Annotated in this window: 12 protein-coding genes; 4 read left to right on the top strand and 8 right to left on the bottom strand. The window is 65.0% G+C overall.

Translation table 11 applies throughout. From position 1 onward, the window contains the following. Positions 1 to 18: 18 nt before the first annotated feature. The 5 genes from kynU to ACODS0_RS17815 all read right to left on the bottom strand — a co-directional run bounded on the left by kynU (position 19) and on the right by ACODS0_RS17815 (position 4,697). The gene (gene kynU / locus ACODS0_RS17835) at positions 19 to 1,329 is read right to left on the bottom strand and encodes a kynureninase (protein ID WP_488836195.1); all 1,311 of its coding nucleotides are present in this window, start codon (positions 1,327 to 1,329) and stop codon (positions 19 to 21) included. Between the two features lie 88 nt (positions 1,330 to 1,417). Further along, complete coding sequence (gene kynB / locus ACODS0_RS17830) at positions 1,418 to 2,071, bottom strand: arylformamidase (RefSeq protein ID WP_488836194.1); 654 nt, start codon at positions 2,069 to 2,071, stop codon at positions 1,418 to 1,420. 123 nt (positions 2,072 to 2,194) lie between these two features. Then, positions 2,195 to 2,554, bottom strand: a complete 360-nt coding sequence (locus ACODS0_RS17825) for a YkgJ family cysteine cluster protein (RefSeq protein ID WP_431152193.1) — start codon at positions 2,552 to 2,554, stop codon at positions 2,195 to 2,197. A gap of 32 nt (positions 2,555 to 2,586) precedes the next feature. Then, positions 2,587 to 4,038 carry a sensor histidine kinase gene (locus tag ACODS0_RS17820; protein WP_488836193.1) on the bottom strand — a complete coding sequence of 484 codons (1,452 nt, stop codon included), beginning with the start codon at positions 4,036 to 4,038 and terminating at the stop codon, positions 2,587 to 2,589. Positions 4,039 to 4,040: 2 nt separating this feature from the next. Beyond that, entirely contained in the window at positions 4,041 to 4,697 is a 657-nt protein-coding gene (locus tag ACODS0_RS17815; protein ID WP_488836192.1) for a response regulator transcription factor, read from the bottom strand. Positions 4,698 to 4,891: 194 nt separating this feature from the next. Here ACODS0_RS17815 and ACODS0_RS17810 point away from each other — a divergent pair, with 194 nt between their 5' ends. From ACODS0_RS17810 to ACODS0_RS17800, 3 genes are all read left to right on the top strand, one after another. Beyond that, entirely contained in the window at positions 4,892 to 5,872 is a 981-nt protein-coding gene (locus tag ACODS0_RS17810; RefSeq protein WP_488836191.1) for a GNAT family N-acetyltransferase, read from the top strand. A gap of 225 nt (positions 5,873 to 6,097) precedes the next feature. Next, positions 6,098 to 8,038 carry a S9 family peptidase gene (locus ACODS0_RS17805; protein WP_488836190.1) on the top strand — a complete coding sequence of 647 codons (1,941 nt, stop codon included), beginning with the start codon at positions 6,098 to 6,100 and terminating at the stop codon, positions 8,036 to 8,038. 37 nt (positions 8,039 to 8,075) lie between these two features. After that, on the top strand, positions 8,076 to 8,474 hold the full coding sequence (locus tag ACODS0_RS17800) for a hypothetical protein (protein WP_488836189.1): 399 nt from the start codon (positions 8,076 to 8,078) through the stop codon (positions 8,472 to 8,474). Positions 8,475 to 8,477: 3 nt separating this feature from the next. Here the strand turns inward: ACODS0_RS17800 and ACODS0_RS17795 are convergent, their stop codons facing one another. From ACODS0_RS17795 to ACODS0_RS17785, 3 genes are read right to left on the bottom strand one after another with little or no spacing between them, the layout of a single operon-like run. Further along, a complete protein-coding gene (locus tag ACODS0_RS17795; RefSeq protein WP_488836188.1) occupies positions 8,478 to 9,158 on the bottom strand; it encodes an HD domain-containing protein in 681 nt (226 codons plus the stop codon). A 14-nt stretch (positions 9,159 to 9,172) separates the two neighbouring features. Next, positions 9,173 to 10,093, bottom strand: a complete 921-nt coding sequence (gene argF / locus ACODS0_RS17790; RefSeq protein ID WP_121507236.1) for an ornithine carbamoyltransferase — start codon at positions 10,091 to 10,093, stop codon at positions 9,173 to 9,175. 25 nt (positions 10,094 to 10,118) lie between these two features. After that, positions 10,119 to 11,315 (bottom strand): aspartate aminotransferase family protein, encoded by a 1,197-nt coding sequence (locus ACODS0_RS17785; protein ID WP_121507235.1) that lies wholly within the window; start codon positions 11,313 to 11,315, stop codon positions 10,119 to 10,121. 269 nt (positions 11,316 to 11,584) lie between these two features. Between ACODS0_RS17785 and ACODS0_RS17780 the strand changes: the two genes are divergently transcribed. Beyond that, entirely contained in the window at positions 11,585 to 11,908 is a 324-nt protein-coding gene (locus ACODS0_RS17780; protein WP_121507234.1) for a DUF3579 domain-containing protein, read from the top strand. Positions 11,909 to 12,118 lie beyond the last annotated feature (210 nt).

Genomic DNA, 12,118 nt, shown 5'->3' with positions numbered 1-12,118 from the left:
GGTGGTTTGCCTTTCCGATCAGGTGACGGCGTGCGTTTGGTTGAACTCAGGCTTTTGCCACTCGCCACTCTCCAGCACCTGGCGCAGGTGCTCCACGGCGTTCCACACGTCTTCAAAGCCCAGGTACAGCGGCGTAAAGCCAAACCGCAGGATGTCCTTGTGGCTGCCCGTGCCGCCATCGCCCTTGCGGAAGTCGCCAATCACGCCGCGCGCAATCAGCGCCTGCACGATGGCATAGGCACCGCTGCCCTGGCCGCCCACGCCCGCGCCTTCGTCGCGCGTCAGGCACACCTGTGAGCCGCGCTGGGCATGCTCGCGCGGCGTGGCCAGGCCCAGGCCGTGGCCTGCGCAGCGCTCTTCCACCAGCTGGATGAACAGGTCAGTGAGCGCCAGCGACTTGGCGCGCAGCGCGGCCATGCCGCCCAGGCTTTGTGCGGCGGTGAACACATCCAGCCCGCATTGCAGGGCCGACAGGCTGATGATGGGCTGTGTGCCACACAGGTATCGCGTGATGCCCGGTGCGGGCTGGTAGTCGGGCGTGAAGGCAAACGGTGCGGCATGGCCCCACCAGCCGGACAGCGGTTGCCAGAAGCGGCTGGCATGGCGCGGGTGCACCCAGGCAAACGCCGGTGCGCCGGGGCCGCCGTTCAGATACTTGTAGCCGCAGCCAATCGAAAAATCTGCGCCTGCGCCGTTCAGATCGACCGGCACCGCGCCCGCGCTGTGCGCCAGGTCCCACACGCACAAAATGCCCTGGGCATGCGCTGCGGCGGTGATGGCGGCCATGTCGTGCATGGCGCCGGTGCGGTAGTTCACGTGCGTGAGCATCAGCACAGCCACGTCGTTGGTGAGTGCTGCGGTGATCTCTTCGGGCTCCACCAGCACCAGCTCCAGGCCGCGCTCCTTGCACAGGCCTTCGGCAATGTAGAGGTCGGTGGGGAAGTTGCTGCGCTCGCTCACGATGCGCTTGCGCGCGGGGCTGTCTTCGCGCGCGATGTTCAGCGCCGCGCTCAGCACCTTGTAGAGGTTGATGGAGGTGCTGTCGGTGCACACCACTTCATCCTGGCCTGCGCCGATCAGCGGGGCCAGCTGGTTGCCCAGGCGCTGGGGCAGGTCGAACCAGCTGGCGGTGTTCCACGATTTGATGAGGTCGGTGCCCCATTCGCGGGTGACCACATCGGCCACGCGCGCGGCGGCGGCCTTGGGGGCCACGCCCAGCGAGTTGCCGTCCAGGTAGATCACGCCCGGGGGCAGGGCGAAGTGGCCGCGCAGCGGCGCGAGGGGGTCTTGCGCGTCGAGCGCGCGGCAGTCTTGCAAGGTGGTGGTCATGGTGTTCAGAGTGGTTTGCTTCTGTTTTGATAGCTATTGGCGCTTGATGGACGAGCGGTGGAGGCCAAAAAAGCTTGAAATTTTTGGGCTACAGCGCCCGCAGCACGGCGCGCACGGGCGATGCGTCGGCCGTGGTCAGCTTGAGCGGCAGGGCAATGAGTTCGTAGTCGCCCTCGGGCACGGCGTCGAGCACCAGGTTTTCGAGCACGCGCAGGCCCCGGCGGCGGATGACCTGATGGCTGTCGAGCGTCTTGCTGTCGGCCGGGTCGATGCTGGCGGTGTCGATGCCCACCAGCAACACGCCCAGGTCGGCCAGGCGTTCGATGGTGCCGGGGGCGTAGGCGGCCAGCTGGGCATCCCAGCGGTCCACGGGCATGTGTTCGTAGGTGCGCACCAGCACGCGCTGCGGCAGGGAGCCGTTCACCGCGTGGGCAATGTGTTCCCAGGTGATCAGCGGGCCGCAGCCGATGGCGTGGATCACGCGGCAGGGGCCCAGAAAGGCGTCGAGCGACACGTCACCGATGGTGGCGCCCTGTGCGTCGTAATGCAGCGGCGCATCGGCGTGCGCGCCCACATGGGGCGACATCGTGATCGCGCTCACGTTGACCGGGCAGCCCGGGCCGATGGTGGCGCACCACTGCTGGCTGTAGGCCGTGTCGCCGGGGAACACGGGGCTGCCTGCGTGCACGGGCGGCGAGATGTCCCAAAGCTGGCGGGCGGTGGGGGAGGAAGGCGTTGACATGGGACAAAGTTTGCATGTCCCGAAAAACCCGTGGTGTCGGTTATTTCCAACACCTGGCCGATTTTTTGTTGAAGCCTAAACTATTTTGATGCGGCAGTAGCCCGGCTGCTGGAGGGTGTCACTTCAGAAGCCGGTGCCTTCCGCCAGCGGCGCCAGCCCGTGCCGCGCACGCGCCTTGTGGCAGGCGTAGTCGCCCGCCGAGAACTCGCGGCAGGGCGCCGGGCGCAGTTCGTAGATGCTGCACGCCACCTGCTGGCCCACCTGGCCGGTGAGCGCGGCGCAGCGGATCGGCACCTGCTCCGTGCCCCGCATGCGGCAGGTGCTGCCGTTCACATCCAGGGCCAGACCGTCGGGTACGGTGCCGCCCATCGCCTGCATTTCATATACGGCAAAGTCCACGCGAAAGCTGGCGCAGCAGGCGCCGCAGCTCAGGCACGGGTGGGTGGAATCGGCGGTGGTCATCGTGGTCGCGTCGTCGGACATGCGGGGCGGGCGGTGGGCCTACGGCGGGGCCGTCAGGCGCTGTGCGGGAGGGGAATGCTAACGAAAAAGCCCACGCCCCGGCCGTTCAGGCCCGCACCGATCTGCACCTGCCCGCCCATGCGCAGCATCGCCTGCCGCACGATGGCCAGGCCCAGGCCCGAGCCGTTGGCGGCATGGCCCAGGCCCCGGTAGAAGCGCTCGAACACATGCGATTGCTCGGTGGCCGCGATGCCCGGCCCGTCGTCCTGCACCGACAGGTGCAGCGCCGTGCCCTCGCGCCACAGTGCCACCGCCACGTTGCCGCCGTCAGGCGTGTAGCGCACCGCGTTGTCGATGAGGTTGTGGGCGATGGATTCGAGCGCAGGCTGGTCTAGCCGGGCGGGCAAGGTGTCGGGCGCGTCCAGCGACAGCTCGATCTGCCGCTCCATCGCCTGCGGCGCGGCCTGCGCCAGCGCGCCACGCAGCCATTGCGCCACGTCCAGGTCACGCGGTGCGGGGCGCTGTGCGTCGTCCAGCGCGGCCAGGTCGAGCAGTTGCTGTGCCAGGTGCGAGGTGCGGGCGATGGCCTGCTCCAGGTGCGCCTGGGCCTGCATGCGTTCCTCTTCGCTAGGCGAGCGGGCCATCACGTGGGCCTGGGCAGTGATAACGGCCAGCGGCGTGCGGATCTCGTGCGCAGCGTCCTGCACAAAGGCGCGCTCGCGCTCCACCTTCTGGCGCAACTGGGCCAGAAAGTGGTCGAGCGACTGTTCCAGTGGCTTGAGCTCGCGGTGGCGGGCGCGGAAGCCAACGGGCTGCAGATCGTCCTTGTCCCTGCGGGCGATGAGGTTTGCCAACTGCTGCAGCGGGCGCAGGCCGTTGCGCACTGACAGCCACACGGGCAGCAGCACGAAGGGGGCGGCCAACAGGAGATAGGGCACCAGGTAGCGGCCGTTGTAGGCCAAGTAATCCACATCCGTCCGCTTGTTATCGACAATGCGCAGTGTCCAGCGGGCGTTGTGGCCGACGTAGATCCGATAGGGCTTGCCCTGCACGACGGATTCGGAAAGGGCAGAGCCTTCTTGCAGAGCAGGCAGTGGGATGTCCAGCTCTTGAAGACCTGCGGGGGAATAGACCACCTGCCCTGTGGCGCTGTTGCGCAGCTCATGCATCGATGCGCCCGGCAGCAGGCCAATCTGGCGACGGCGGATGTTGGTCCAGTGGTTGGTGGCCGCTACGGCCGCAGCGGCCTGCGCCGGGTCCGTGATCGGGGTGAGCGACTCGAGCAGCGCGTCGCCGTACTTCAGCAGCCCCGGGTCGTTGGTGATGGCCTGCTTGTAGTTGAAGTAGTTGTAGCCCAGCAGCACAGCCCACACCAGCACAAACGCCACGGTGACGGACAACACGCTGCGTCGCACCAGCGTGGGCTCGGCCAGCCGACGCCATGTCGCGCGCAACTGGCGGGGCGTACGGCTGCCGGTGCTCGGGGGGAAGGCGGGGGTGCTCATGCTCATGCCTGCAACAGATAGCCCACGCCGCGCACGGTGCGGATCAGCTCCGCACCGATCTTGCGACGCAGGTTGGACACATGCACTTCGATGGCGCCAAAGTCCACGGGCTCGCCCAGCGGGTCCAGCCGCTGCGAGAGCAGGCTTTTGGACACCACCACCCCCGGCTCGCGCGCGAGTTCCAGCAGCAGCTGGAACTCGCGCGGTGACACATCCAGCACCGTGCCATTGCGCTGCACGGCATGGCGCCGCGGCTCGATCACCAGCTCGCCCAGCACCCAACGCTCGCTGGCCTGGCGGGCGCTGCGGCGCAGCACGGCGCGGAGGCGCGAGAGCAGTTCGGCCGTAGCAAAAGGCTTGACCACGAAATCATCGGCTCCGCCATCCAGCCCGGCCAGCCGGTCTTCCACGGCCGAGCGCGCGGTGATCACGATGATGGGCACCTGCTCGCCCTGCGCCCGCCAGCGCGCCAGCAGGTCGAAGCCGCTGCCGTCGGGCAGCGTCAGGTCCAGCAGCACGCAGTCGATGGTGGTGGCATCGACAGTGGCCGGGGCATCCACCGTGCGGCGCAGCCATTCGCTGGTCAGGCCCTCCACCTTCAGCGCGGACTGCAGCGCGCGGCCCAGGTCCAGATCGTCTTCGATGAGCAGGATGTGCATGGGGTGCGATTGTGGCGGGTGCTGTGGCGCCTGCGCGCTGTTTGAAGCGGTGCCTTTGGCTGGCGTTAAGGCTGTGGTTTGCACAATGTCAGCGGGCGCAGCCCAACGTGACTCGCGCACCGACGTTTGAGGGAGAAGAAGAATGAATGGAAGAAGCTGGGGAGGATGCTCTTGTGGGTGATGACCAATCGACGATGAATTTATCGGCCCCTTCTGGGTTGGTGCTGCGGCCGTTTTGTGGCCCATCGGACTTCCCGGCCATGGTCGAGGTGGCCAATGCCAGCTTTGATGCAGACGGGGTGCTCGCACGCCGCGCGCCCGAAGACCTGGCAAGCGACTACGCCGCCTTCACCAACTGTGATCCGTATCACGACGCAATCATGGCCGAGCTGGATGGCGAGCTGGTGGGCTATGGCCGGTGCTGGCGGTTTACCCAGGCCGACGGGTTGACGCTGCACGCGCAAATCGGTTTTGTGCCCGGGCGTTGGCGCGGGCGCGGCATTGGTCGTGTGCTGCAAGGTTGGATTGAGCAGCGGCACCACATCGTGGCAGCGCAGCAGCCGGGCGGCCCGCACGTGCACCATGCCTATGTGCAGCAAGGCGAGGAAGCGCGCGCGAAACTGCTGGAGGCCAGAGGCTATGCGCCGATGCGGTATTTCTTTGAAATGCTGAACACAGAACTGCAGGCTGCGCCGGACTTTCCCCTGCCGCAAGGGCTGGAACTGCGGCCCGTTTTTCCAGAGCACTACCGCGCCATCTGGGACGCTCACCACACTGCGTTTGAAGACCACTGGGGCATGGCACCGCCGTTGCCTCGTGATTACGACACCTGGCTGGAGAGCCGGATTTTCCAGCCCTCGCGCTGGCAGGTGGCGTGGGACGGCAATGAGGTCGCAGGCCAAATCCGCACGTATATCAACGAGGATGAGAACCGCCATCTGTCACGGCGCCGGGGCTACACCGAGTTCATCAGCGTGGGGCGCAAGTGGCGCAGACGCGGTCTTGCAAGGGCATTGATCGCCCGCAGCCTCCGCCTGTTGGCCGACGAAGGGATGGCCGAGTCGGCGCTGGCGGTGGACGGTGAGAACCTGACAGGCGCTAATCGTGTGTATGCGGACTGCGGCTTTCAGGTGGTCAAGCGCAACACGATTTATCGAAAGTTGCTAGCGGTGTGAGCGCCGTTGCTGAAACAGTGCCTCACTGGCAAAGCCCTCCTGGATCCATCCAACCTTGCTTGTTGGGTGCGTCGCATTTGGGGCAATGTGCAAACGCGGCCTTTGGCAGACCTTAAGGCAACACTTTGCACAATCACTACATTCACAATTCAACAATCCGGGGAGATGGGTATGGCGCAGCAGCAGGGCACAAAAAGAACAGCATTGCGATGGTGGAGCGGCGGCATGGCATTGTTCGGCTTGCTGGTCTTGGTGGGCTGTGCCAGTGGTCCCACACACCCGTCGTTAGCAGGTGCCCAGCTGCCCGAGCTGATCCCGGTGCGCGACTTTGTGGCCAGCCGCCAGTCCACGGGCGGCTACCAGGTGTCGCCCGACGGCAAGCGCATCGCGTGGTTCGGCACTGACGGGGTGGTGCCTGCGATCTGGGTGCGCTCCATCGACGGCAGCGATGCCAAGGCGTTTCGCATCCGTGCGCGTTCCGTGCGCTTCAGTGCCGACAGTCGCTGGCTGAGCATCACCGCAGACCCGACCGGCGACGAGAACACCCGCATTTACGTGGGGCGTGTGGATGGCGCCGATACGGATTTGCGTGAATTGATGCCCGCACAGCGCTCGGTCGTGCATCTGGCCGAGGTGGTGGAGGGCTCCTCCGACTTCATCGTCACCTCCAACCTGCGCGACAAGAAGGTGTTTGACCTGTACCGCGTAAACCCGGCGGGCGGCGCCCCGGTGCTGCTGGTCACCAACCCCGGCAACGTCACATGGTGGGGGGTGGACCGAACCGGGCAGCTGCGCGCCCGCGCGCAGATCCAGGGTGACCAGACGCTGGTCGAGCGCTTGGGCGCGGAGCCCGGCAGCTGGCTCACCATCACGCAACGCAGTCGCTGGGACACGCTGAACATCTTTGGCCTGCACGATGAAGGGCGCAAAGCCTGGGCGGTGTCCAACCGAGGGCGCGACAAGCTGGCGCTGGTGCGGCTGGATATGACTACGGGCGCCGAGGAAGAACTGTTTGCTTCTGCCGAGGTGGATCTGGACAACGTGACGCTCAGCCGCCGCACGCGTGAACCGCTGGTGGCTTACTACATGCCGGGCTATCCACAGCGCAAGGTGTTCGACCCGTGGCTGGCAGAGCGGTTGTCTGCGTTGGCTGGGGATAAGCCGGCGGACGTGCGCGTGGTCAGCGCCGATGATTCCGACCGCGTGCTCACGGTGGCCGTTGCCACCGACCGGGGCGCGCGCACCTACCTGCTGCGCGATGGGCAAGAGCCGCAGTTTCTGGGAGAGACCCGCCTGAGCCTGATCGCGCACGCCCTGTCGTCGTCCGAACTCATCACCTACACGGCACGGGACGGCCTGCCCATCCACGGCTACCTCACTTTGCCTGCGGGCGTAGAGCAGCCGCGCCAGCTGCCCATGGTGCTACTGGTGCACGGCGGGCCGTGGGCGCGAGACCGCTGGGGCGACACCGCCCCCAGCCGCGCGCTGCAGCAGTTTCTGGCCAACCGGGGCTACGCGGTGCTGCAGGTCAACTACCGGGGCTCCAGTGGCTATGGCCGCGCGCACATGGAAAAAGCCATGGGCGAGTTCGCGGGCCGCATGCACGGCGACCTGGTCGATGGCGTGCGCTGGGCTGTAGAGCGCGGTGTGGCCGACCCGGCGCGCGTTGCGATTTATGGAGCCAGCTATGGGGGTTACTCGGCACTGGTGGGCGCGACTTTCACGCCCGAAGTCTTTGCCTGTGCGGTGGATGTGGTCGGCGTGACGGACATTGCCCGCCTGCTGGAAGCCGCGCCGCCCTACTGGGAGTTGGGCTTGCCGTGGTGGCACCGCTACGTGGGCAACCCCGCCGTGCCGGCAGACCGCGCGCGCATGGACGCCAAGTCGCCCCTGCACCGCGCTGAACATGCGCAAAAGCCCATCCTCATCATGCACGGCGTGAACGATCCGCGCGTGAAGCTGGAGCAGTCCGAATGGATGGTGGCGGCGCTGCGCAGAGCGGGTAAAGACGTGGAGTACGTCACCTTCAAGGGCGACGGCCATGGCAACCAGAAATGGACCAACAACCTCACCATGTACCGAAAAACCGAGGACTTCCTGGCCAAATGCCTGGGCGGGCGTACGAGCGGATTTGACTATTACCAGTTGGGGGCGTGGGCGTTCTGATCCGCGGTCATCGCGCCGCAACCATGTAGGAGGCGATATGGCGCAGCGAACAGATGTGAGTCGGCGTCTGCTGTGCCGAACGGTGGCTTTGGCCCTGGGTGCCATCGTCATCGGCAGCGCAGCAGCCCAATTCGGCGCGCCAGCGCCGGCGGTGCGTGAAGAGGGTGCGGCGCCTGCGGCACCGGTGTTCACCCGCGCGCGCCTGGTGTCTGTCGGGCCAAAGGTCGGGAACAAGCTCTATGTCCGCTTGAAGCTGCTGCCCCTTGCGACACTTCCCTTCACGACACAGACCTTTCGGGTGATGGATAGTGCGTTGCTGGCCAACATTCCCGAGGGCAGCTGGGTGAAGTTCACTGCCCAGTATATGGACGGTGAGAACACGGTGACTTCCATACAGGTGGCGGACGAATGCAAGCGCTTTCAGCCGTGCGACTGAGGTTCACGCATAGATTTTTCCGTCCTGCAGAGCCTTCAATGCGTTGCTGAGATTGCTACGCGCTTGCGCCTCAAAGCGCTGCACAAAAAAATCCGTGCCGTAGATGCGCGGCCGGTCAAGAAACCCCTGCAGCACCCCGCTGCGCCCCGCTACGTAAAGTGGCCAGCGTACAAAAAAGTATTCGCGCCGCACATTGCGTTCGAACTGGCGGTACACCGCGTCACTCTGGCCGAGGATCGCCAGGTCGATGTCGACCACCCACTGTGCATCGCCCGTGAGTGGGCCGGGGGTGTGGCGGGTGTCGAGGATGTGCTGGTGCACGGTTTGCGCCAGCGTGGGGGGTAGGCCCTGGCCCAGGATGAAGCGGCTTGCCCAGTCGGCGCTGCGCTCTTCGTTGTGTTTGCTCCACGGCCAGTAAATGGCATCGTGATACCACAGGGCCAGCGCAACAGCGTGGGGGTTGTCGAGTGCGCCGGGTTGCTGATCCTGCACCACGTGCCAATGCCGCAGGCAGGCCCAGAGGTGGGTGGTGTCGTGGTAGGCGCGCGGCCAGCGAGCCCAACTGAGCACAAGCCGTCGCCCCTCTTTACGCCACGCCGGTGTATCCCGGCCGAGTGCTTGGCCCAGCGATGCCCAGTGTGCCAGCAGTTCAGCGCTGTGGGCGGGCTGGCGACGCCAAGGCATGGAGAGCCAAAAAATCAGGCTATGCGGCCGAGCAGAAGGTACTCCATGAGTGCCTTCTGCACGTGCATCCTGTTTTCTGCCTCATCCCACACCACCGACTGCGGCCCGTCGATCACATCCGCCTCGACTTCCTCGCCCCGGTGCGCAGGCAGGCAGTGCATGAACAGCGCATCAGGCTTGGCGGCGGCCATCATCTCGGCGTCTACACACCAGTCGGCAAACGCCTTTTTGCGCTCTTCGTTTTCTGCCTCGTAGCCCATGCTGGTCCACACATCGGTAGTGACCAAGTCGGCGCCTTGGCAGGCTTCAAGCGGGTTGCTAAAAAATTGATAGCTGCTTGCGCTTGTCCCACCTGCGCCAGCGGCCAATTTCTCATCAATTTCGTAGCCACGGGGTGTGCTCACATGCACCTTGAAGCCCAGCAGCGCAGCCGCCTGCAGCCAGGTATTGGCCATGTTGTTGCCGTCGCCCACCCAGGCCACCGTCTTGCCCTGGATGGAGCCGCGGTGCTCGATGTAGGTGAAGATGTCCGCCAGGATCTGGCAGGGGTGGTATTCGTTCGTCAGACCATTGATGACCGGCACGCGGGAGTTGGCGGCAAAACGCTCGATCTTGGCCTGCTCGTAGGTCCGGATCATCACCAGGTCCACCATGCGGCTGATGACCTTGGCGCTGTCTTCAATCGGCTCGGCGCGGCCCAGCTGGCTGTCGCCGGTGGTCAGGTGCACCACGCTGCCGCCGAGCTGGTACATGCCGGCCTCGAAGCTCACGCGCGTGCGCGTGCTGGCCTTCTCGAAGATCATGGCCAGCGTGCGGTCTACCAGAGGGTGGTGCTTCTCGTAGGCCTTGAACTTCTTCTTGATGAGCGCGGCACGCTCGAACAGGTAGGTGTATTCGTCGGCGGTGAGGTCGTTGAACTGCAGGTAGTGTTTCATGGGCTTGTGTCTCGGTTCCGGCCGATTACTCGGCCAGGATAGCTTTGACCAGCGGGGTCAGTTTGGCGACGATTTCGTCGGCCTCGGTGGTGGTCAGGATCAGCGGGGGGACCAAACGGATCACGCTGTCGGCCGTCACCGACAGGAGCAAGCCGGCTTCGGCAGCGCGGCCAATCAGTGCGCCGCAGGGCTTGTTCAGTTCGATGCCCAGCATCAGGCCCTGGCCGCGAATTTCCTTCACGCCGGGCAGGCTGCCCAGTTCGCGCTGCAGCGCTGCCCGCAGGTGGTCGCCCACCGTGGCCGCATTTTGCAGCAGGCCTTCTTCTTCCATGATGCGGATGGTCTCGACCCCTGCGCGCATGGCCAGGGGGTTGCCACCAAAGGTGGTGCCGTGGTTGCCGGGCTGCAGTACGTTGGCGGCCTTGGGGCCAGCCACCACCGCGCCAATCGGCACGCCCGAGCCCAGGCCCTTGGCCAGGGGCATCACGTCGGGCACGATGCCTGCCCATTGGTGCGCAAACCACTTGCCGGTGCGACCCACGCCACACTGCACTTCGTCAATCATCATGAGCCAGCCGCGCTCGTCGCACAGCTTGCGCAGCTGCTGCAGATATTCCACGCGCATCGAATTGATGCCACCTTCCCCCTGGATGGTTTCAAAGAACACGGCCACCACATTGGGGTTGCCTTCGGTAGCCTTTTTGATGGCCTCGATGTCGTTCATGGGCACGCGGATGAAACCTTCGACCAGCGGGCCAAAGCCGCTGTGGATCTTGGGGTTGCCCGTGGCCGACATGGTGGCAATCGACCGACCGTGGAAGGCCTTCTCGTACACCACGATCTCGGGCTTGGCGATGCCTTTGTCCACGCCGAACTTGCGCGCGATCTTGAGCGCGGCTTCGTTGGCTTCCAGGCCCGAGTTGCAGAAGAACACATTCTGCATGCCCGACAGTTCCACCAGCTTGGCGGCCAGTTGCTCTTGCAGCGGCACGTGGTAGTAGTTGGAGGTGTGGATCAGCTTGGTGATCTGGTCTTGCAGCGCGGGCACCAGCTTGGCGTGGTTGTGCCCCAGCGTGTTCACGGCGATGCCACCCAGACCATCGAGGTATTCCTTGCCGTTCACGTCCCAGACTCGGCAGCCTTGCCCACGGGCCAGCGCGATAGGTACGCGGCCATAGGTGTTCATCACGTGGGGCGAAGCTGCCGGGGTGGTAGCGGTCATGCAGAAATCTCCAGACGGTGCGGTGATGGGTTGGCTTGTGGCCTGTATGAAACCCGAAAAAGCGAAGCACGATTCTAGGGGGAGCCCGGTGCATGGCTGTTGAAGATTGCGCATCACTGCAATGCGGGCACTACCTGAGCTTTGGCCCCTATGTGCAGCCCGACGCAGGGTTTAGGGAGCCAGCTCTTATATAAGAGTTAGAATGTCGCGCTGCGGTGCAGCATGCAGTGATCCTGTGTCTGGCGCGCTCACTACCACTCCAATCCCCGATGGTTTCCCCCTCCTCCAAAGAAGTCTTCATTCAGGGCATCACCCACGATGGGAAAACCTTTCGCCCCAGCGACTGGGCCGAGCGGCTGGCCGGGGTGATGAGCAGTTTCCGCCCCGGCGGAGCGCGCCCTGGCAGCCATCTGAGCTACTCGCCCTGGTGCATTCCCACCACGCTCAATGGCGTGAAATGTGTGGTAGTGCACCGCGATCTGCAGGGCCATGAACCCATGGCCTGGGACTTTGTCATCAATTTCGCGCGCGACAACAATCTGCAGGTGGCTGAAGCCTGCCTGCTGCCCGATCCCCCGTCCTCCAAGCTCTGAGCCGGCTTGTGGCCTGACCGCTTGCGGGCCAGGGGTGTCTTTTTCGGCCTTTGCGCTGGCTCTCTCACGGATTTCAGCATGGGCTGCCCCAAAGCGGGGCCCTCACGCGTCCGGCTCTTTTGGCTCGGCCCTTCCTTCCCGTCCAGAAACGAAAAAACCGCCCGAAGGCGGTTTAATTCGTTTTTCTTTTGCTGGCAGCGCACCCGTTAC

Source organism: Acidovorax sp. FG60, from assembly GCF_057808995.1.
The sequence above is the reverse complement of the archived record's forward strand: the minus strand, read 5'-3'. Positions and strand labels throughout refer to the sequence as shown.